This is a genomic window from Shewanella sp. ISTPL2, from assembly GCF_013283205.1.
GTDB classification, from domain to species: domain Bacteria; phylum Pseudomonadota; class Gammaproteobacteria; order Enterobacterales; family Shewanellaceae; genus Shewanella; species Shewanella oncorhynchi.
Genome location: NZ_JAAPAV010000001.1, coordinates 942,989 through 963,416 on the forward strand (window position 1 = coordinate 942,989; position 20,428 = coordinate 963,416).

At 45.2% G+C, this 20,428-nt stretch carries 18 protein-coding genes; 11 read left to right on the top strand and 7 right to left on the bottom strand.

What is annotated here, in order from left to right; genetic code table 11:
• Positions 1 to 177: 177 nt before the first annotated feature.
• On the bottom strand, positions 178 to 1,026 hold the full coding sequence (locus tag HUB64_RS04265; RefSeq protein ID WP_173496457.1) for an ABC transporter substrate-binding protein: 849 nt from the start codon (positions 1,024 to 1,026) through the stop codon (positions 178 to 180).
• 266 nt (positions 1,027 to 1,292) lie between these two features.
• Here HUB64_RS04265 and HUB64_RS04270 point away from each other — a divergent pair, with 266 nt between their 5' ends.
• Both HUB64_RS04270 and fumC read left to right on the top strand, forming a co-directional pair.
• Positions 1,293 to 1,517, top strand: coding sequence for a ribosome alternative rescue factor ArfA (locus tag HUB64_RS04270; protein WP_173496458.1), 225 nt, complete (start codon positions 1,293 to 1,295; stop codon positions 1,515 to 1,517).
• A gap of 208 nt (positions 1,518 to 1,725) precedes the next feature.
• Positions 1,726 to 3,129, top strand: a complete 1,404-nt coding sequence (fumC, locus tag HUB64_RS04275; protein WP_173496459.1) for a class II fumarate hydratase — start codon at positions 1,726 to 1,728, stop codon at positions 3,127 to 3,129.
• 187 nt (positions 3,130 to 3,316) lie between these two features.
• On the opposite strand, the gene rimO is transcribed toward fumC, so the two are convergent.
• Positions 3,317 to 4,735 (bottom strand): 30S ribosomal protein S12 methylthiotransferase RimO, encoded by a 1,419-nt coding sequence (gene rimO, locus HUB64_RS04280; protein WP_173496460.1) that lies wholly within the window; start codon positions 4,733 to 4,735, stop codon positions 3,317 to 3,319.
• A gap of 417 nt (positions 4,736 to 5,152) precedes the next feature.
• On the opposite strand from rimO, the gene HUB64_RS04285 reads away from it, so the two are divergent.
• The 4 genes from HUB64_RS04285 (at position 5,153) to HUB64_RS04300 (ending at position 9,034) form a co-directional block, all read left to right on the top strand.
• A complete protein-coding gene (locus HUB64_RS04285) occupies positions 5,153 to 5,866 on the top strand; it encodes an oxidative stress defense protein (RefSeq protein ID WP_006083233.1) in 714 nt (237 codons plus the stop codon).
• Positions 5,867 to 6,071: 205 nt separating this feature from the next.
• Positions 6,072 to 6,848, top strand: coding sequence for an EAL domain-containing protein (locus tag HUB64_RS04290; RefSeq protein ID WP_173496461.1), 777 nt, complete (start codon positions 6,072 to 6,074; stop codon positions 6,846 to 6,848).
• A gap of 140 nt (positions 6,849 to 6,988) precedes the next feature.
• Positions 6,989 to 7,840, top strand: coding sequence for a class I SAM-dependent methyltransferase (locus HUB64_RS04295; RefSeq protein ID WP_173496462.1), 852 nt, complete (start codon positions 6,989 to 6,991; stop codon positions 7,838 to 7,840).
• Positions 7,841 to 8,455: 615 nt separating this feature from the next.
• Entirely contained in the window at positions 8,456 to 9,034 is a 579-nt protein-coding gene (locus HUB64_RS04300) for a porin family protein (protein WP_105251308.1), read from the top strand.
• A gap of 454 nt (positions 9,035 to 9,488) precedes the next feature.
• Here the strand turns inward: HUB64_RS04300 and drt2 are convergent, their stop codons facing one another.
• The 3 genes from drt2 to HUB64_RS04315 all read right to left on the bottom strand — a co-directional run bounded on the left by drt2 (position 9,489) and on the right by HUB64_RS04315 (position 13,325).
• Positions 9,489 to 10,772 (bottom strand): antiviral reverse transcriptase Drt2, encoded by a 1,284-nt coding sequence (drt2, locus tag HUB64_RS04305; protein WP_173496463.1) that lies wholly within the window; start codon positions 10,770 to 10,772, stop codon positions 9,489 to 9,491.
• A 1,034-nt stretch (positions 10,773 to 11,806) separates the two neighbouring features.
• Positions 11,807 to 12,910 carry a phosphoribosylaminoimidazolesuccinocarboxamide synthase gene (locus HUB64_RS04310; RefSeq protein WP_173496464.1) on the bottom strand — a complete coding sequence of 368 codons (1,104 nt, stop codon included), beginning with the start codon at positions 12,908 to 12,910 and terminating at the stop codon, positions 11,807 to 11,809.
• On the bottom strand, positions 12,897 to 13,325 hold the full coding sequence (locus HUB64_RS04315) for a hypothetical protein (protein WP_173496465.1): 429 nt from the start codon (positions 13,323 to 13,325) through the stop codon (positions 12,897 to 12,899). Before HUB64_RS04315 ends, HUB64_RS04310 begins: the two co-directional genes overlap by 14 nt.
• 247 nt (positions 13,326 to 13,572) lie before the next feature.
• On the opposite strand from HUB64_RS04315, the gene HUB64_RS04320 reads away from it, so the two are divergent.
• From HUB64_RS04320 to nrfD, 5 genes are all read left to right on the top strand, one after another.
• The gene (locus HUB64_RS04320; protein ID WP_173496466.1) at positions 13,573 to 14,055 is read left to right on the top strand and encodes an SRPBCC family protein; all 483 of its coding nucleotides are present in this window, start codon (positions 13,573 to 13,575) and stop codon (positions 14,053 to 14,055) included.
• A 104-nt stretch (positions 14,056 to 14,159) separates the two neighbouring features.
• Positions 14,160 to 14,822, top strand: a complete 663-nt coding sequence (locus HUB64_RS04325) for a pentapeptide repeat-containing protein (protein WP_173496467.1) — start codon at positions 14,160 to 14,162, stop codon at positions 14,820 to 14,822.
• Between the two features lie 429 nt (positions 14,823 to 15,251).
• Positions 15,252 to 17,534, top strand: a complete 2,283-nt coding sequence (gene phsA, locus HUB64_RS04330) for a thiosulfate reductase PhsA (RefSeq protein ID WP_173496468.1) — start codon at positions 15,252 to 15,254, stop codon at positions 17,532 to 17,534.
• Between the two features lie 12 nt (positions 17,535 to 17,546).
• Positions 17,547 to 18,113: a 4Fe-4S dicluster domain-containing protein gene (locus HUB64_RS04335; protein ID WP_173496469.1), complete on the top strand. Its 567-nt coding sequence runs from the start codon at positions 17,547 to 17,549 to the stop codon at positions 18,111 to 18,113.
• A gap of 2 nt (positions 18,114 to 18,115) precedes the next feature.
• On the top strand, positions 18,116 to 19,063 hold the full coding sequence (gene nrfD, locus HUB64_RS04340; RefSeq protein ID WP_105251317.1) for an NrfD/PsrC family molybdoenzyme membrane anchor subunit: 948 nt from the start codon (positions 18,116 to 18,118) through the stop codon (positions 19,061 to 19,063).
• A 106-nt stretch (positions 19,064 to 19,169) separates the two neighbouring features.
• Here the strand turns inward: nrfD and HUB64_RS04345 are convergent, their stop codons facing one another.
• Entirely contained in the window at positions 19,170 to 19,913 is a 744-nt protein-coding gene (locus HUB64_RS04345) for a sulfite exporter TauE/SafE family protein (RefSeq protein WP_113940051.1), read from the bottom strand.
• Positions 19,914 to 20,047: 134 nt separating this feature from the next.
• A complete protein-coding gene (gene metJ / locus HUB64_RS04350; protein WP_105251319.1) occupies positions 20,048 to 20,362 on the bottom strand; it encodes a met regulon transcriptional regulator MetJ in 315 nt (104 codons plus the stop codon).
• Between the last annotated feature and the right edge of the window lie 66 nt (positions 20,363 to 20,428).

The window sequence follows — 20,428 nt, forward strand, 5'->3', positions numbered from 1 at the left end:
GGCATATTGTCGCAGAGGGTAACAAAGCGAGTTAAAACATCAGAATATGGCTTGAGCAGAAGACAAGTTTTCCACTTTTTAATCAGTTAGGCATGATTCTCTTAGCTCTTTATTGGTACCTCAATTGATAAAAGGTCCAATAGAACTCTGCGTTAGCGGTACTTTTTGTGATTTAAGCTAGCCAAAATACTTGCTATACAAGCGCTGAGTTTCACCTTGGGAATCCATAGCGGCGAGTGCTTTGGCAAATTCAAAGACTTTAGAATCTGGTGTTAACACTGTGGGACTGTTATCTGGGCTGATGGGGATATCAGCGCGATAGTTGGGGTTGTGTCTACCGCGGTAGTGGCGGCTTTTTTTCGAGAAACCGAGGTACATTTCCTGAGGTAATTCGCTGTAGTGATAGTGGAGTTTAAACTGGCTTTGGTCACGATTTTTAAGGTAATAATGCAAAGTGGTTTGATCATAAATAAAAAAGTCCCCTTGGTTTGAAAGCAAATAATCCAAGGCTTTAGGGACGGTTAACTCAGGCGGTTTGCGTACCTTGATTTTGTCGGGTAAGCCGCCAAAGTCATAACTGCCGGGGGCGATTAAGAGGGTCATCTCATTATGGGTTAACTGTTCAATGGAGCGAATATCTGCGGCGCCAGCACGGCTAATGCCAATCGCACGTTGTGAAAGTCCATTGGGGATAAAATGCGCGTATTGAGCCCGCTCTTCGGTGAAATTAAGGCCGGGATAAAAATCGATATTGCCGAGTTTGAGATCCCGCAGAATACGTAATTTAGGTGCGCGCACCACATTGAGTTTGCAGCCAATTTTGTCCGCCGCCGCTTGGTAGAGTTCGTGATAAAATCCTGTGTTATTGGACTCGTCGCCAATAAAGGGTAAGCGTTCGCTGGTGCGATACCCCATAGTCATCACACAGGAATCTGAACTGGAAAAAGCGTTGGCAAGCGGGGCTTGAAGCGTTATCAGTAAAAGCAGTGCACCGAGCCAAGATTGAGCGACTAACACGGATGTCAAATTGATCTCCTTATCTGTCGATTACAAAGTGTAACTTGAGTGCCAATAAAGGTTATGGCAAAATCCACTCACTAAACCTATTAATAAAATCTTATTGATTATTAAGCTAATATATTATTTTTGTTTGAATAATCTATCATACTTTCCTACTAGTCAAAGCCATTTTTTATGTTGGAGTGCACAAACTCTGTACATCTGATTTGATTGCGTTATAGTTTGCGCTGTTAGGCTATGGGCTTAACTTTCATTAAGCAGTGAGGCATAAAATGACGAAGCAAAAACCGCAAAATATGCCCTTAGAACACGAAAGTGGTCGAGGCACCATTACCGACAACGCACTCAAAGCGTTAGTGACGAGTCCCTTGTTTAGGACCCGCACCGAGAAAGCGAAAAAGGGCAAAGGGTCATACGACCGCAAAGCACAAAACCGAAAGGGGCATCAGCACAAGGGCGATGCCCCTTTCGACTTTCTAGGTCTGTGCTTTTGTTAATCTGCTTTTTACTGCTTTAGTTCGCTGTTTTAGTCTGCTGTGTTAGTGCCTCGTTAATCCTGCTAGTTAATGCTCCTCCACCTGCCTTTACGCCAATCTTTACGCTTAAATCAGCCTTATTATTGATACTCCTTGTTGGAGGTTAATTGTACTTTCGCCCTGAGCGAGTATGGTGAACGCTTAGAGCGTTTTAGCGAAGGAGATGCACATGGCACAGCAATATCGAGTTGAACACGACACTATGGGTGAGGTGAAAGTCCCCGTCGATTGTTATTGGGGCGCACAAACCGAGCGTTCGCGGCAGCACTTTCGTATTGGTGCTGAGTCATCTATGCCTGTCGAAGTGATCCACGCTTTTGGCTATTTAAAGAAAGCCGCAGCCATTACCAATCAACAGCTTGGCGTCTTGCTCCAAGATAAAGCTCAACTGATTGCCCAAGTGTGCGATGAGCTGATTGCAGGCGAACTCGATGCGCAATTTCCTTTAGTGATTTGGCAAACGGGCTCGGGCACGCAAACCAATATGAACGTCAATGAGGTGATTGCCTATCGCGGCCATGTGCTCTCGGGTGGGCAACTTATTGATGCGGTTAAATGCTTGCACCCCAATGATGATGTTAACCGCTCGCAATCTTCCAACGATACTTTTCCCACCGCCATGCACATTGCCGCCTATCGCCAAGCGGTTGAGCTCGTTTTGCCCTGCATGAGGTTATTGCAGCAGAGCTTGCAGGATAAGGCCGAGGAGTTTGCGCACCTAGTTAAAATCGGTCGCACGCATTTTATGGATGCAACACCGTTAACCTTAGGCCAAGAGTTTTCGGGTTATGCCGCGCAGTTAAGTCATGCCATCGAAGGCATTGAGCACAGTCTCAAGCGGGTGGCCGAGTTAGCTTTAGGTGCGACCGCTGTCGGCACTGGGCTGAATACACACAAGGATTACGCAGTTAAGGTGGCGGATAATATCGCAAAACTCACGGGTTTGCCCTTTGTGACGGCGCCGAATAAGTTTGCTGCCCTTGCTGCCCACGATGAATTAGTCTCCCTGTCGGCGGCCTATAAAGTGGCGGCGGTCAGTTTAATGAAGATCGCAAATGATATTAGGATGTTAGGTTCTGGCCCGCGTTGTGGTATTGGTGAGTTATTACTGCCTGAAAATGAACCGGGTTCGTCGATCATGCCGGGAAAAGTGAACCCGACTCAGGTCGAGGCTATGACTATGGTGTGTGCGCAAATTATGGGTAACGATGTCGCCGTTGGGATTGGCGGCAGCAATGGTCAGTTTGAGCTCAATGTGTTTAAGCCGATGATTATCGCCAATGTGCTGCAATCGGGGCGCTTATTGGGGGATGCTTGCCAGTCGTTTAATGACCATTGCGTGGTCGGCATAGTGGCGAACGAGCCACAAATCGCGCAGCATGTGGAAAATTCACTCATGTTAGTGACGGCGCTGAATCAACATATCGGTTATGAAAAGGCCGCTAAGATAGCCAAAAAAGCCCATAGTGAGCATAAGACACTGCGCCAAGCGGCATTAGAACTTGAGTTTGTCACGGCAGAAGAATTCGAGCTTTGGGTCGATGTCAATAAGATGTTGGGACCCGATGCTTAATGCTTAATTCATAACGTCACAGCCTAGCCGTTGATAAATAAGTGAAATAGATAGTGAGGCCAAACAGTGGAGTAAGAATGGTGAAGCATTCGCAGTGTTAATGTTTACGGTGCATCGAATGATAAAAAACAAAAAGCGAACCAGAGGTTCGCTTTTTGAGTCGTAGCCTGTCCTATATCAGAACAGCTTAGTCTTGGGTGTCAGCGTCGACTACTTCGGCCCACAGATCGTGTTCATCTGAATGGGTGATGCGGGCACGAACCAACATACCAGGTTCCAGCTCAGTTTCACCATTGATAAACACCATGCCGTCGATTTCAGGTGCATCGGCGAAGCTGCGGCCAATGGCGCCTTCTTCGTCTACATCATCAATCAGAATATCTAAAGTACGGCCAACGAAACGGGCTAAACGCTCGGCGCTGATCTCGGCTTGGAGTTCCATAAATCTGTGGTATCTGTCTTCTTTAACCTCTTCGCTGATAAGCTCAGCGATAGTGTTGGCGACAGCGCCATCGACTTCAGAATATTTAAAGCAACCTACGCGGTCGAGATGAGCTTCTTTCAAGAAATCGAGCAGGATTTGGAAATCCTCTTCGGTTTCACCTGGGAAGCCAACGATGAAGGTTGAGCGGATCACTAGATCTGGGCAGATTTCACGCCAGCGTTGAATCGCTTCTAACTGACGGTCAACACGGCCTGGACGCTTCATCATCTTGAGAATGCGCGGGCTTGCATGCTGCATTGGAATATCCAAATACGGCAGGATTAAACCTTCTGCCATTAGCGGGATCAAATCGTCAACCCATGGGTATGGATAGATGTAATGCAGACGCACCCAAGCGCCCATTTTACCCAGTTGGCGCGCTAGGCTAGTAATGTCTTGCTTGACTGGCATACCGTTCCAAAAATCGGTACGACCGCCTTTGTCTTTGCCGTAGGCCGAGGTGTCTTGGCTCACAACTAGAATTTCTTGTACGCCTGATTCCACTAAACGCTTAGCTTCATCTAAGATGCTGCCCGCTGGGCGGCTGTCGAGATCGCCACGTAGCGAAGGAATAATGCAGAAAGTACAACGGTTGTCGCAACCTTCTGAAATCTTTAAATAAGCGTAATGCTTAGGCGTTAACTTAACCCCAGTTTGTGGGATTAACGAGGTGAAAGGGTTGTGCTCTGGCTTAGGCACATATTTATGAACGTGCTTCAACACGGCTTCGTAGCTGTGTGGGCCAGTGATTTCTAACACATCTGGGTGCACTTCGCGGATTTGGTTTTCTTTGGCGCCAAGGCAGCCAGTGACGATCACTTTGCCGTTTTCTTCTAAGGCTTCACGCACAGCATCCAGAGACTCTTCCACCGCAGCATCGATAAAGCCGCAGGTATTGACGATAACTAAGTCAGCATTGTCGTAGCTGTTAGTGACTTCGTAGCCGTCGATGCGTAACTGAGTCAGAATACGCTCTGAATCCACGAGGTTTTTTGGGCAGCCCAAAGACACGAAACCGATGCGATTCCCAGTGGCAACAGCATTAGTGCTTGCTGCTTCTAATGTTTTTACTGGGATATCAAGCGTGGTCGTTTGCTTGGGTTTAAAAGTTTCAACTGTCATGGTTTCTCGCTGAGGTATAAGCCGCCTTAAAAAAGTTGGCGGATTATACCTGAAGTGATTAAAAGGTACAGTAGCTTTGGCTGAAAAGTGTACAACTGGGGCGCTGAATATGCCAGTTAACCCTAAGGCCTATTTTGGGTGTGGATATAGGAAGACAAGCCAAAGATCCAAGGTCGAACTCATCTGGATAAAAAGCGCTAAAAAATTTTCAGAAAAATTAACCCTTTTTAAAATTGGCCGCGTTTATAGGGGCAAGAGACAATTTCTTGATGCTGTTACATATTGGCACAAGTATTGGCACTTTTTACTGATAGCCTAAGCGCTAAATAAGCGACACAGTCGTTTTAGCCGTCTCGTTTTGAATATGCGTTCTATTTGAAGTGGTTTAGGTATAAACACATTATTTTGGAGTAAGTTATGAAAAATTCTCTTTTAGCGGTATTGGTGGCGGGTGGTCTTTTTTCTAGCGCGTTTATGGCGCCAGCGGTACTCGCCGCTGAGGTCGATTTCCCGCATATTGAAACCATGGGTGTGAGCCAAATCCAAGTCGAGCCCGATATGGCGGATGTGAATGTGGAAGTGGCCGTGACCGAAAAAACCGCTAAAGCCGCCAAAGATAATTCCGATGCCGCCGTGGCTAAGTTTATCGCCCGTCTCACCGCAGCGGGTGTGACTAAAGATCAGATCCAGAGCGCGAATTTAAATCTTCAACCGCAATACGTCTATGTGCAGGATAAGGCGCCAGAGCTGACGGGTTATACTGCCAGTCGCCAAATTACCGTGACGGTAACAGACTTAAGCCGCTTGAATGCAATCTTAGATTCTGCCTTAGAAGAGGGTATGAATCGGGTGAATAACATCGCCCTTAAGTCGAGTAAAGAAGCTGAATACGTCGCCAAAGCACGTCAAGCTGCGATTGTGGATGCCAAACAAAAAGCCGAATCTTTGGCTAAAGGCTTTGGTGAAAACCTCGGTAAGATCTGGCAGATCCGTTATTACGATCAACGCCCTGTGCAACCTGTCATGTTGCGTATGAGTGCTAAAGCCGATGCCATGGGCGCCGCCGAGAGTTATCAATATGGTCAAGTGAGCATAGAAGATAGAGTTGAAGTGATTTATAAACTGAAGTAAATCAGTCTGAGGCATATGGTGATGGATGAAGCTCCTATTGGGATTCATCCATTTTTTTATGCCGTTTACAATCGTTTTATATTTTTGGAAATAGCATTCTTCACTCTAATATGTGATGGATTTTATTAGGATGATGAACAGTAAAAACTGGCAAATTTAAGTATTTATCCTCACACTAGTAAGGTTAATTTTTAGGAGGCCGTTTATGGATTTCCCCGCTCGAATAAAGCAACAAACTTGCATGGATTGCTTAAGTGGTAAGTCATTAGGATTTGAAATTCGAATGGCATTTCAACCTATTATCCATTGGCCTAGTCGTGAGATTAGCGGTTATGAAGCCTTGGTCAGAGGCCCTGATGGTGAAGGGGCTGCGTGGGTGTTTGAGCGGATTAATGAAAATAATAAATACTATTTTGATCAGGCTTGCCGTGTTAAAGCGATAGAAACCGCTTCAAAGCTGGGACTCGATAAGATGCTCAGTATCAACTTTTTACCTAATGCCGTATATAACCCTGAGACATGTATCCGCGCGACGATTGAAGCCGCCGACATGTATGGGTTTGATATTCACAAAATCATGTTCGAAGTGACTGAGGGCGAGCAAATTGTTGATCGGGCAAAATTAGTCCGTATCTTCGAGAGCTATGCTAAGCGTGGTTTTATCACGGCAATCGATGATTTTGGCAGTGGTTTTGCTGATTTAAGCTGGCTCGAAGCCCTGCGCCCTCAAGTATTAAAACTTGATATGACCTTGATCCGTGATATCGCTCTCGATAGAGAAAAGCAGTTAGCAGTGGATGAAATACTGCGTATTTGTTTAGAGCTTAATACAAGAGTTTTGGCCGAAGGCATTGAGACTGAAGCCGAACTTAATTATCTCGCTGGAATAGGGATTGAGTATTTTCAGGGTTATTATTTTGCCAAACCACAACTTGAATATTTGAGTTCCTATGAAGAGCTGAGCTTTCACGCCTCAAAGTAAATGGTTAGGTGGATTGATATCGTTGCACGATTAGAGTGATAACACGTGCAGAGACTCGATGGATAATTCTTTGTTTCTGATATCGGCTAACTGATATATCATGCGCCACCTAAAATTGCCCTTGTTACCTATTCGCTACTATGTCTTCCAACGCGCTCTATACCGATTTATCCGGTTATTACGATTTAATGTGTTCCGATATCAACTACCAGCAACAGAGCGCGAGTATCCATCGTCTGCATCAGTTCCTCGGCAATAATGGTAAGCAACATCTTGATTTAGCCTGTGGCACTGGTCCACATGTGCGGCATTTTATCGACCTTGGTTATCAGTGCAGTGGCCTTGATATTAATCAGCCTATGCTAGACATGGCCATGCGTCGTTGCCCTGAAGCTCAGTTTAACCTCCAAGATATGACGGCTTTTTATTTAGAAGAGCGCGTCGATTTGATTACCTGTTTTTTATATTCCATCCATTACAGTGCTTGCATCGAACGCCTTAAAAGCTGTATCGCCAGTGTGCATAGCGCACTTAATGACGGTGGGCTGTTTTGTTTTAATACTGTCGATAAGCACAGAATCGATAACACAAGTTCGGTTAAGCATTTTGCCGAGTTTGATGGTAGTCATTTCGCCTTCGAATCCGGCTGGCATTACAGTGGGCAAGGTGAGAAACAGTCATTAAAGTTGAGTATTGCCAAAAGCAGTCAGCCGTTTGCTGATGTCTCGCCTTTACCTGTCTCTGATATGAAAGGCTTAGGCTCGCTGGAAGCTGGGTTACACGCCGCAGGTTTGCAAGAAGTGGGCTTACAAGAAGTCCACAGTATTGAGCAATGGCAAGACCAACATGCTATGGTCGCTACCAGCTTCACTGAGCTGCAGGAATTGTTAGCGCCCTATTTTGAAGTGCATGTTTTCGAACACGATTATGAAAGAATTGTCCCGTGGGATTTAGCATCAGGTAATGCGCTGTTTGTTTGTGTGAAGATTTGACCTTCTGTTGAAGGTTGGTAGCAGAAGGTCTGCTCATAATGTCACTGTGACTCGTTAAATCTCGCTTCTCTTTCAGTCTGTTTTTATTTAAAGCCAAATTAAAGTAGTGGGCTTCACTCTTAATTTTTCATCAAGAGTCGACCAAAAGGGGAAGGTACCAGTTCCCCTTTTGGATATTCCTTGCCAAATAACGTCCATGCTTAATAATCAGTTCATCATCCATAACTCTTGTTCATAACGCTGCCGCACAGTATTCCCGTTAAAGCTGCTTTGATAAACTTGCTTTAATAAAGAAGCCGCACAATAGAAATGATAATAGAATTAATTGAATGTAATAAAATTGTATGTTTATTTTATTGCCTATGAAATAGTTACAATTTCACAGGAAATAAATACATTAAGACAGAATTAGCACGGCTTTAGTGTAAGTATGAAAAAAGTTTCATGTGTTTTATAAAAATAGTTAACTTGAATTTAAAATATTAAAATAAATATATCGCATTGATAAGTAAGGTTATTGTTTTCATTATGTATTGAACTGAGTGTGGTTTTGCGAGGTTGGCATTATTTTTGTAATGTCCTTAGTGTATTTAAATAATTAACTAGGAGTACTTTATGAAAAATCCCATTCTTACTTTAGCTGCCATTATTTCTTTAGCCTCTTTTAGTGCATATTCTCATGCTGATAACATGAGCAACAGTGATGCCGCAGAAAACGGAATCTATGTCGGCGCTAACTACGGTTATTTAAAAGTCGATGGCGATGATGATTTTGATGATAATAGTGATGTAATGCAGGGCCTTGTTGGTTATAAGTTTAATAAATACCTTGCTCTTGAAGGTAGTTACATTAACTTTGGTGATTATGGTAATGGTTTAGCCAATGCCGAAACCGATGGTTACACGGCAGCCCTTAAAGTCATGCTTCCCATTGCAGACCGAGTAGAGCTATATGCTAAAGGTGGTCAGTTATGGTATTCGACAGATTATGACGTCGTCGGTTTTTCTGGCAATGACGATGGCGAAGGTGTATTCGCCGGCGCCGGTGTGGCATTTAAAGTCACAGATCGATTTTTAATTAATGCTGAGTACACTTGGTATGATGCAGATATTAATGTCGATAGCGTCGCCAATGGCGGAAAAACAGATACAGACTTTAATCAAGCCAGTATTGGTGTTGAATATCGCTTCTAATTATTCGTTGTTGATATTTATAATTTAAATATTAATTATTTAGGTGTAACACGCTAAGTGTCACACCTTTTTTATATTACTAATAAGCCCCTCTGAGTTTTTATTCTTTAAATCAAAGTTAAAATCAAGGTCGTGGGGCTTCACCCCACACCCGACCAAAAGGGAAAAATCGCCTATTCCCCTTTTGGAAATCCCCCGGCGTCCCTAGCGAAGTTACATGCATTGATTAGTGGCTTTGTGCTTATTCGAAAATAGCTAACGCTTCCGATGGGGCGTCCCTTCCCCCCGAAAGCTACGCAGACGTCCTGTCTGCGTCACGCTATTTTCTTCAACGCCCTTCAGCAACTTCGCAGGGAAGGTGAACTTCGGCGGCTTAAGTGTTGGCTGTTATTCTAAAAGAGTTATGCCTATCCGATCTTTTAAAGTTAAATGAAAACTTTTTATTTGATAAAACTTAGTCTTTATCTAACTCTTCGTGGAAACGTCGCCAAAGAGGTTTTAATTGACGGCGAATCGTTTTGCTATTACCCATTTTATTTGCAGCTCTTAAACCATATGTAACAAAATTTTTCGCGCCTAAATGCGTATATCGACTATATAACTTTTTCTTGAATAGCTCTTTTTCTGTAGCACCTTTCTCTGCTCGAATATCATTGTATTTCCGCATGGTCTGTTTAGCTAGACTGATCCCACGTTTCATTTTTTCAGAGTAACGTGCTAAGGAGGATGAACGTATATAAATATTCTCGCCATCAAACATAAAACCAAGATATTGCAGCATTTGATCTGAAACCAAAGTGTCACCTATTTTTCTAAAGGTTCTAATTTCAGTTTTTTTTGTGTTAATATTTACTTTTAATGCTTTGACATGCTTATCTGCAAATTCAGCAACATTATCACGCAGCTTAGTAGGAACAATAAACAACATATCATCACAATATCTATAGTAATGCCCACCATGAATATCAACATAACGCTTCATTTCTTTATCAAACTCTAGCATGTAAATATTAGAAAGAAGAGCGCTGATAGGCGAACCTTGAGGTATACCATAACTATTATTGTTAGTTTCTATGAAGCCTTTATCCCTAACCCTACTCCTAAATTCAGATGCGTCACACACTCTTAATCTACAGTTTTTGGGATTACTTTTGGAGATGGAAAGAGCCTCATAGAGTTTATCTTTGTCTACTTTTGAAAATTTTGTCAGCGACTTATAGACATTGAAATGATCGCTAGGAAGCTTTTTCACTCCGAGTAAATGAGCCCATGATATCTTCAATAAGTCATGATCTAACGTGTCAAAAAATTTAGAAAAATCAAGTGCAACAGCACTGCATTGTCCAAAATTTTTTATTTTGCAAAAAGCTTCATAGGCAAAATCAATATTACTTTTCCCAAGCTCCCTAAAAGCTAGAATAGAGTCTTGTAAATTATTTTTAGTTAACTCTTCCTCATACTTTACTGAGAGCATTTCGGCGTAGTAAGCATAAATATGGCTATCTTTATGAGCAGAATAAGCAATAGGCCTATCCTTTTTAACTACATTTAACATTCCAGTCGAAGGATTTTTACTAATCTTCTTAGATAAAACGACGTAGCTAATTAGTGGGAAAAATGGATGTTTTGCTACTTGAAAAGGTGACGTTACTAATTTAGTAGCTTTTGCTTGATTAATAGGCTGATCAAAATGAAGGTAACCTCGATTTCGATACCATTTTGGAGTTTCTTTTAACATTTATATCCGTTAGCAAAACCGGAGCAGACTTAGAACTGCGGCAATTCCACACGTCCTACTCCGGCTTAACCAAGTTGTTTGAACAACCGTTTTGTCCTAAGACGTTGCCGCGTAATGTTAGATATGAATTATAATGTAACTATAACCTTGGAGACATCTATGAAACTTAGGATAAGCTTCGTCGAGATGTTGTTATGGTTTCTATCGTTAAGCTTATTAGGCGTTCCGATAGTACTTGACAACATGTTATTTACCTTCTGACCTAATTGGTTCAAACAAATCTCCTCATTCAGAAGCAACCTAAAAGTAACAAAAGTTTAAAATAAAATCAATTCTAATTGTTACTGATAAGATCAAGTATTAGGACCTTACAATGGAGTCATTCTTAAGTTGTATAATCTAATTTTCTTTATTTCTCATACACTCAAAATATCTATAGGGGATTTAACGAGCCACCTATTGTTAAATTTGCAAAGTGTATGTTTGTAGGAAGGCATTCAGATTACTGGATGGGTTGGCGGGATTAAGCATTGGCATGTAAGTGACCGTTGACGGCATGGATGCCGTCGTCGAGCCCTCATGGATGAGTTTATGGCGTGTCACTGGAATGACAGTGCTTAATCATCAGCGATGTATTGGTTAATTTTGTGAATGACTTAAATAATAAAATTTAACGAGCCACTCATTGTTAAATTTGCAAAGTGTATGTTTGTAAGAAGGCATTCAGATTACTGGATGGGTTGGCGGGATTAAGCATTGGCATGTAGGTGACCGTTGACGGCATGGTCACTCATTCACATCCATGTGATCGCAACATTCGCACTTCCGTATGCATCAGATGCCGTCGTCGAGCCCTCATGGATGCTGCTTTTTTAAGATATAGGCGGCGTGTCACTGGAATGGCAGTGCTTAATTATCAGCGGTGTATTGGTTAAGTTTGTGAATGACTTAAACAAAAAGGCGCCTAAGCGCCTTTTCTACTATTCAGCTATGGGTAAACCACCCAAAACCTCAGATTTGATTACAACTCTCTATTACACAATCAGATCATACTCATCTTTGAGTATCTTAATAATATCTGCCTTAGGATTCGCTGGCAGCGGAATCGCCGCGCCAGTCACCTTCTCGGCAACGCCGGTGTAAGTGCGTGACACTTGCATCATGGCCTCAAGTGGCAGGTCATTGTCGCGGGCTAGGGCTTCACGCTCTGGCATTCTGTCTTTGTTGAGCAGCACATCAGGATCAGGGAAATGATTTAGCAGGAATTGGCGGAAACCTTCTTTGGAGTTTTCCAGAATCTTGCCATCGCGGTAGGCGGCGCCGTCCCAAATACGTGATGAGTCTGGAGTGCCGACTTCATCCATGTAAATCAGTTTTGAATTGCCATCTTTATCGGTCACATAACCGAACTCAAATTTAGTGTCGACAAACACTTGATCAATGTCGGCCAGTGCTTTTGAAATCACTTTAAAGCCATCTTTTAACAGCTTCTCGTACAGGTCGATATCTTCTAACTTTTCAAAGCCAAAGGCTTGGTAGTTGGCTTGGATATCGCTGCGGCTGATGTTCACGTCATCTTGGGCTGGCACGCCTGGGATGCCGGTTAAAATGCCCTTAGTCGATGGGGTGATTAACAGCTCAGGGAGCTTTTGATCTTTCTCTAAGCCTTCAGGCAGTGTGATGCCACAGAATACTCGCTCGCCCTTAGAGTAAGCGCGCCACATTGAGCCTGTGATGTACTGGCGGCAAATGGCTTCGACTTTAATGGGGCGGGCTTTCTGGACTATCCATACGAACGGGTGCGGGATATCCAAAATATGGCTGTCGGCTAGGCCGTTTTCGGCGAACAGTTTAAACCAGTGGTTAGAAATCGCGTTTAATGCCGCGCCTTTACCGGGAATGCCTTTTAAACCGCCTTCACCGTGGAAGATGCAGTCGAAGGCTGAGATACGGTCGCTGATCACCATGATGGCGAGTGGGGTATCTTCGGGGACGTTATAACCCTTGGTTTTGATTAAACGGCGGCTGTCGGCATCGGTTAGCCAGTAAACGCTGCGAACCTTGCCGCTGTGGACTGGGCTGTCGGTGCGGATTGGCAAATCGTTATTCACGGCTAATACGGAATCAGCAAGACTCATGACGAGTATTCCTTAGGATAGAGAGTGTAGGGATAAGGTTTTTATAAGTGTCGGTTTGCAGATGGACTATAGCGTTAGCAACAGCCAGATTCATTGCAACCGCTTTATTATTCGCGCTTGGCTTAGGGTGTAAATCGCTCAGCCAGTTTGCGGGATTTGATGTTAAATCTTGAACAGCAAAAATTGTATTTTCGGGCGGTGTTTGAATTGTGTTGGGTGGAGATAATGCAAGGGATGGAACAAACGCAGGGCAAGGTTGGCACCACAGTGAAAGTGGTCTGCGAAAGCGGGCTGGGCCCGTGCCATTTTGCTCGAAAATGCTAACCATTAATCCGAGAGAACCTTGTTCTAGACTGCCGCGAAAAAGTGGCGACATTCTACCTTTTTTGACAAAATTTGCCACGGCTATTTGCATCGTTCTTTGCACAGATCTTTACACAGCCCTTTACACTGCTCTTTACATAGTTCTGTGGCTTGAATCTAGCGGGCATAAGGATTTGCAAGGGAATCACGCGCTAACACTCAGTGCTGAGCATCATGGAGGGCTGGTGTTCTGCGGACGAGCTAATGTTGAAGGGCTGTATTTTAGCGCGCTGATGTGCGAGCTTATGACGTAGCTGCAGCCGACAAGACCATCAAGCCAAATATCCAATGGAGGGAATATGAGCACAAGTCAGCATGTACATAATGATAATCAACGAGAGCTAGTATTAGAGCGGATTATCGATGCGCCGCCAGAAAAGCTGTTCCGCGCGTGGACCGAGCCAGAACTCCTCAAAATTTGGTTTACGCCAAGGCCGTGGACTGTGGCTAGCGCGAGCTTAGATGTGCGTGCTGGTGGTTCAAATGTGATCGTGATGCGTAGCCCTGAGGGACAGGATTTCCCGAATCGTGGCGTGTATCTCGAGGTGGTTGAGAATGAGCGCATCGTATTTACCGATGCCTTTACTGTGGCTTGGGTGCCGTCCGATAAAGCCTTTATGACGGCAACTATTACTTTTGAACCTGTGGACGGCAAGACCAAGTACACTGCGCGGGTGCTGCATTGGAATAGCGAAGATAGGCAGAATCATGAGGATATGGGGTTTCATCAGGGTTGGTCTAAGGCGACCGATCAGCTTGAGGAACTCGTCGCGAGCATTTAGCCGGTGAGTCTCAAGCCTCGTATCAGAGAGTCAATAATAAGCAGTATCTAGCCCAATTGCCCTGCATATTTTATTGCTGGGCATTGGGCAGGATTAGAGGTGTTATGTCGTCACAGAAAGAAGTGCCTGTACTTAAACAATCAGTGCTTGCGCCATCCCAACTCGCGCAAAGCGCGGTTTTGCAGGGCAATAGTTTTTTATCAAAACAGTTCAATGGCTTGTCGGAATTAGCCCAAGATCTACAGGGTATCGAGTTTGAGGATTGCTGCTTTCAAGATTGCCATTTTAGTGAGAGCACTTTCCGTAAGTGCAAGTTTATCGATTGCCGCTTTGTGCGTTGCAACTTAAGTTTAGTGAAAGTGCCCCAGTGTCAGTTCAGCGGGGTGGAGTTTGAAGAATGTAAGTTAGTCGGTATCGATTGGACCCGAGCCGCGTGGTCGCGTTTATCCTTTGCCGCGCCATTTTCCTTTAAGCAATCCATCTTAAATGATTGCTCATTTTTAGGTTTGTCCCTCGATGAAATTATCATCGAAGAGTGCAAGGCCCACGATGTCGATTTTCGCGAGGGCAGTTTTAATCAAGCCAATTTCACCTACACGGATTTTAGTCATAGTCTGTTTGGCCGAACTCAATTATTGGAGGCGGATTTCAGCGAGGCATCCAATTACGATATCGACATTTTTAACAATAAAATCAAAGGCGCTAAGTTTAGCCGCGACGAAGCGATTCGGCTGCTCAACTGCCTCGATATAGAATTAATGGATTAAGGATTGTGGTAGGTTTTTACTCAGCTTTTCACTCAGCATAGTGATGCTCATCCCACGAGTGTTATCGCAATTTACTGAGATATCTGTTTTTTTTAAGCCGCCATTTACCCCATCTGGCGGCTTTTTTCTGCTCGTGTTTTAGGACCTATTGATCTTATTCACGTATTTCAAGGTCAGTCCTAGGTTTTAGTTGCGGTAGATCACACCGAGCTTCCCCATGTGGTTTACCACAATACCCACCTACCTCTTTCGGGATAACAATCTCTGTGGATGAGCAGTGTATTCAGCGTATGCCGTGTATTTTGAAGATATGGTGGCGCTGTTTTAACGCTTTATAACTAAAAAAGTAATCAAATCAGTGAGCAAACCTCTGCTCGATGGCGTCCAATGTGGCGACTGACGGGTGGGATGAGCGTGATGGAGGTAACCATGATTGAGCTTAATAGGCGAACCTTTTTAAAGGGAGCAGGAGCGAGCAGCGCCACGTGTGCGTTGGCCAGCCTGCTGCCGGGCAGCTTAGCGGCATTAGAGAATAAGCAGCTAAAGGGCATGGGCAAAGACATTGCCAGTATTTGTGAAATGTGTTCGACTCGCTGCCCGATTTCGGCGCGGGTGATTGAGGGCAAAAACGTCTTCATTAGTGGCAACAAGGCCGCTAAATCCTTTGGCGGTAAAGTGTGTGCCCGTGGCGGCGCAGGCCATAGTTTATTGTACGATCCACAGCGTATCGTTAAACCGTTAAAGCGGGTCGGTGAGCGCGGCGAAGGTAAATGGGCTGAGATCAGTTGGGATGAAGCTTATAAATTAATTGCTGAAAACCTCAATAAAATCAAAAAAGAACATGGCCCAGAAGCCGTGGCATTCTCGTCAAAATCTGGCTCACAAGAAAAGCATTTGTTTCACCTTGCGACCGCCTTTGGTAGTCCAAATACCTTTACCCACGCGTCGACTTGCCCAGGTGGTTATGAAATTGCCGCTAAGGCTATTTTTGGCACTAAGGTCAAACGTGATTTAAGTAATTCTAAATACATCATTAACTTCGGCCATAACCTGTACGAAGGCATCAATATGTCCGAAACCCGCGGCATGATGGCGGCGCAAATGGACAAAGGTGCCAAGCTGGTGGTGTTCGAGCCAAGATTCTCCGTCGTGGCCGATAAAGCCGATGAATGGTATGCCATTCGTCCCGGAACCGACGTTGCCGTCGCCTTGGCGTTATGTCATGTATTGATTGAAGATAATCTTTACGACAAGGCATTTGTCGCGCGTTATGTGGAAGGCTTCGAAGCCTTTGCCGCCGAAGTGAAAGCCTATACCCCTGAATGGGCAGAAACCATCTCCGATGTGCCTGCCAAAGACATCCGTCGTATCGCCCACGAATATGCCGCTAAAGCGCCCCATGCTGTGGTCGATTTTGGTCACAGAGCTACCTTTACCACCGAAGAGTTTGAGATGCGCCGCGCCCTTTATGCCGCTAACGTCTTGATTGGTAATATTGAGCGTAAGGGCGGGATTTATATCGGCCAGAAACCCGGTGATTACAACAAGCTTGCCGGTGAAGCGGTTGCGCCTGTATTGGCAAAACCTGGCGTGAAAGACATGCCAAAACCAGCAGCGAAACGTATCGATCAGGTGGAAGAACAGTACGCCATGATGTGGACATCGGGCGGCGTTTACCAAACCATTCTCGATGCCACCTTAAGCGCAGTGCCCTACCAGTTACACGGCTGGGTGATGTCACGCACTAACCCAATGCAAACCATGACAGACAGAGCACGCGTTGTTGAAGCGATGAAAAAGCTCGACTTTATCGCCGTGTGTGATGTGTATATCAGCGAAACCGCCGCCTATGCTGACGTGATTTTACCTGAGTCGACTTATCTTGAACGTGATGAAGAAATTGCTGATAAGTCAGGTAAAAATCCGGCCTATTATGTGCGCCAACGGGTCGTTGAAACCTTAGGTGATACTAAGCCTTCTTGGCAGATCTTTAAGGATGTGGGTGTGGCTATGGGCCTTGGCGAGTTCTATCCATGGGAAAACATGGAAACCCTGCAAATGCTGCAGGTGAACCGCGACACTGACCTGCTGCGCCGGATCAAAGACGAAGGTTTTGTGAGCTTCGGTAAGCCAATTATGTTGTGCGAGCCTAAGATGGTTGCCGAGTTTATTAAGGCATACCCCAATGCGCGACCTGCCGATGAAGACGGCACTTACGCCAGCGCACTGACCTTTAAAACCCCGAGTGGCAAAATTGAACTCACTTCCGCGAAAGTGGAAGCCATGGCACCAGGCCGTGGGGTGATCAAGTTCCGCGAAGTGAATCTTAAAAAAGCAGATGAGCTGTACTTTATCCAAGGAAAAGTGGCGGTGCACACCAATGGTGCAACCCACAATGTACCTATACTCGCTAACCTGATGTCGGATAACGCTGTGTGGGTTCACCCCGTCACTGCGGGCAAATTAGGGATCAGCAATGGCGACCCAATCCGCCTCACCAGCAGTGTAGGCACAGAAGAAGGCCATGCCTTAGTCACGCCGGGTATTCGCCAAGATACTGTGTTTGCTTACATGGGCTTTGGTTCTAAAAACAAAGAGTTGGTCAGAGCAACGGGCAAAGGTATCCACTGCGGTAACTTACTACCGCACGTTACTGCTCCTGTGTGTGGCATGACAGTGCACACCACGGGCGTCACGCTGGCAAAGCGCTAATCGGAGGCTTAAATGAATAAACGATATGTAATGGTGCACGACGAGAATAAGTGCATCGGCTGCCAAGCTTGTAACGTGGCGTGTCGCAGTGAAAATTGCGTACCCGAAGGCGTAACTCGTCTGCAAGTGCGTGTGGAAGGCCCCTTTGGTGAGATGCCCAATCTGCATTTCAAATATCACAGGGTATCTTGCCAGCAATGTGAAGATGCACCCTGCGTTAAGGTGTGCCCAACAGGCGCGGCCTATGTGGGTGAAGACGGCATTATCTCTATCCATACCGAGAAGTGTGTCGGCTGTATGTACTGTGTGGCAGCGTGCCCTTATAAAGTGCGCTTTATGAACCCAGAAACCAAGGCGGCGGATAAGTGTAACTTCTGTAAAGACAGTCGTTTAGCTCGGGGTGAAGAGCCAGCGTGCGTGACTGTGTGTCCAACCGATGCCTTAGTGTTTGGTGATGCTAATGATCCAAGCAGTGAAGTGGCCATCATGCTCAACACTAAAATCACTTACCAAGATAAAACCCATTTGGGTACAAAACCTAGGGTATATCGCGTTCCTACCAAAAGAGGGGGGATTTGATTATGAACAATACTTGGGGCGACATGGCGCAATATGATCCTGTCACTTGGCACTGGGTCATCGCCGTTTACCTGTTTATGGCGGGTTTATCCGCGGGCAGTTTACTGATTGGCATTGGTTTGCGCTGGGCGAATAAGGAACTCAGCGCGGGAGCTGAAAGCAGCATTCTTAAGGCGGCAGCCATTATTGGGCCTGTAGCAATTAGCTTAGGTCTAGCTTGTTTAGTGTTTGACTTAACCAAACCATTCCACTTTTGGTTGATCTTAATTCACTATAACTTCCAGTCTGTGATGGCAATCGGGGTGCTGGCGCTGCTGGCGTATTCTCCCTTGGCCTTTGCATACGCCATTATTGTGCTGCGGGATGACTTACCAAAATGGGGTTTGGGTTTCCTAACACCTATCGCTAAGTTACTTATGCCATTTCGAAAGCTGATTGAAGTATTGTTGTTTGTCCTCGCTATTGGCGTAGGGGCTTACACTGGCTTCTTAATTTCGGCGATGAATGCCTATCCTATGCTCAACACTGCGGTACTGCCTGCGCTGTTTTTAGTGTCAGGTCTATCGGCGGGCGCTGCGGCAAATGCGGTACTGGCGTTGCTGATGTTTAAGACTGACAGCCACGACAAAACTTTAGTGAAGATGCACGGTTTAGAATTGCCTGTGATGGCGATTGAAATTCTGTTCCTGTTCATGTTGTTCTGCGCCTTGTACTTCAAGGGCGGCGCGGCGGCTGCGGCCTTAGCATCGTTAACGTCTGGGTTATGGGCAAGCGTGTTCTGGATAGGCGTTGTCGGTATAGGTTTTGGTATTCCATTGCTGTTTATGCTGCTACCCGCCGCGACTCGCCACACTAAGGGCGCGATGATCATGGTGGCTTGTGCGAGCTTAACGGGCGTACTCGCCTTAAGACACTTTATTGTGTACGCAGGGCAAAGCTATTTAAGCTGAGTGTAAGCTGACTTTACATATTGATAGATAAAGAAAAAGCACTGGCAATGTCAGTGCTTTTTTATTGTTTGAATTTTGAGAAGGTTTGCCAGTACAAGCGGGACGCTTATTGGGGTAAGAGTTCGATAACTGACTTCACCGTTAGCACTAAGGCGCTGATACTGCACAGGACTAACGTCGCCATCTTTGTCTTCTCTTTATCGACACGGCCCACTAATCGCCCTGCGACTAAGTAACCTAAAATCACTGAGGGGAGCAGCATCAACGACAGCCACAGATGTTTTAATTCTAATAAGCCAGTGATCGCTAAAATGATCAATGCAATCATGGAGCTAAAAATGAAGAAGGCCGACAGGGCAGCGCGAAACTGCGAGGCATCTTTGCCTGCCAACAAAATCGCCATCGGCGGGCCACCAATCGCGGCGATATTGCCGAAGATCCCTGAAACCACGCCCGCACCGAAGAGGGTTTTCTTATTCACTGGCAGGCTGAATTTATACAGGCTGAGGATCACTGCGACAGTCACAATGGCGGCGATGGATAAACCGAGTATGGGTTGAGGCGCAAACAGTAATAAACTCGCGCCGATAAAACCGCCGGGCACGCGACCTAGGAGCGCATATTGCAAGCCATTGAATTCTAAGTGGCCGCGCTCACGCACTAAGGTCAGCAGGGCGATGGAGAAACCCATAGCAATAACAGGCGCAGGTACAAGTTGTGGATCGACGATATACAGCAAAGGACTGGCGACAACCGCAAGCCCAAACCCAATCAGACTTTGGGTTAATGCGCCCAGAAACACGACCAGCGAGGCTAAGGCGAGTGTCTGTGGATCTATCATAGAAAACATAGGATTTCCTATATCCCAAACCACCTCAAGATAGTGAAATTTAAAGTTTGAAGTCGCTTGGGTATAAACAAAAAGGGATCGTTAACGATCCCTATTGATGAGCACTGTGATATGACTTTGAAAGCGACGAGTCGCTATTCCATGTCTTCCCACTCGATTCCCATTTGATCCATCAACAACTTGGCTTCTGCGGGAATGCTGTCTGGGTTATCTTTTGACAGATCTTCATCGTTGGGCAATGGCTGGCCAGTGTAGGCGTGCAAAAATGCCTCACACAACAGCTCGCTGTTGGTGGCGTGACGCAAATTATTGACCTGACGACGAGTACGTTCGTCCGTGAGGACCTTAAGCACTTTGAGCGGAATAGACACAGTAATTTTTTTTACTTGTTCATTCTTCTTGCCATGTTCAGCATAGGGGCTGATGTATTCCCCATTCCATTCAGTCATTGACTCACCTGTTATAACGCTAAATTCGGGGCAGATTTTAAACCCTTACAAAGAACAGTCAAATTA

Excerpts from the sequence above, each read along its gene's own strand:
- HUB64_RS04270 (WP_173496458.1), top strand. The coding sequence starts at position 1,293 with ATGACGAAGCAAAAACCGCAAAATATGCCCTTAGAACACGAAAGTGGT.
- fumC (WP_173496459.1), top strand. The coding sequence starts at position 1,726 with ATGGCACAGCAATATCGAGTTGAACACGACACTATGGGTGAGGTGAAA.
- rimO (WP_173496460.1), bottom strand. The coding sequence starts at position 4,735 with ATGACAGTTGAAACTTTTAAACCCAAGCAAACGACCACGCTTGATATC.
- HUB64_RS04285 (WP_006083233.1), top strand. The coding sequence starts at position 5,153 with ATGAAAAATTCTCTTTTAGCGGTATTGGTGGCGGGTGGTCTTTTTTCT.
- HUB64_RS04290 (WP_173496461.1), top strand. The coding sequence starts at position 6,072 with ATGGATTTCCCCGCTCGAATAAAGCAACAAACTTGCATGGATTGCTTA.
- HUB64_RS04295 (WP_173496462.1), top strand. The coding sequence starts at position 6,989 with ATGTCTTCCAACGCGCTCTATACCGATTTATCCGGTTATTACGATTTA.
- HUB64_RS04300 (WP_105251308.1), top strand. The coding sequence starts at position 8,456 with ATGAAAAATCCCATTCTTACTTTAGCTGCCATTATTTCTTTAGCCTCT.
- drt2 (WP_173496463.1), bottom strand. The coding sequence starts at position 10,772 with ATGTTAAAAGAAACTCCAAAATGGTATCGAAATCGAGGTTACCTTCAT.
- HUB64_RS04310 (WP_173496464.1), bottom strand. The coding sequence starts at position 12,910 with ATGAGTCTTGCTGATTCCGTATTAGCCGTGAATAACGATTTGCCAATC.
- HUB64_RS04315 (WP_173496465.1), bottom strand. The coding sequence starts at position 13,325 with ATGCAAATAGCCGTGGCAAATTTTGTCAAAAAAGGTAGAATGTCGCCA.
- HUB64_RS04320 (WP_173496466.1), top strand. The coding sequence starts at position 13,573 with ATGAGCACAAGTCAGCATGTACATAATGATAATCAACGAGAGCTAGTA.
- HUB64_RS04325 (WP_173496467.1), top strand. The coding sequence starts at position 14,160 with ATGTCGTCACAGAAAGAAGTGCCTGTACTTAAACAATCAGTGCTTGCG.
- phsA (WP_173496468.1), top strand. The coding sequence starts at position 15,252 with ATGATTGAGCTTAATAGGCGAACCTTTTTAAAGGGAGCAGGAGCGAGC.
- HUB64_RS04335 (WP_173496469.1), top strand. The coding sequence starts at position 17,547 with ATGAATAAACGATATGTAATGGTGCACGACGAGAATAAGTGCATCGGC.
- nrfD (WP_105251317.1), top strand. The coding sequence starts at position 18,116 with ATGAACAATACTTGGGGCGACATGGCGCAATATGATCCTGTCACTTGG.
- HUB64_RS04345 (WP_113940051.1), bottom strand. The coding sequence starts at position 19,913 with ATGTTTTCTATGATAGATCCACAGACACTCGCCTTAGCCTCGCTGGTC.
- metJ (WP_105251319.1), bottom strand. The coding sequence starts at position 20,362 with ATGACTGAATGGAATGGGGAATACATCAGCCCCTATGCTGAACATGGC.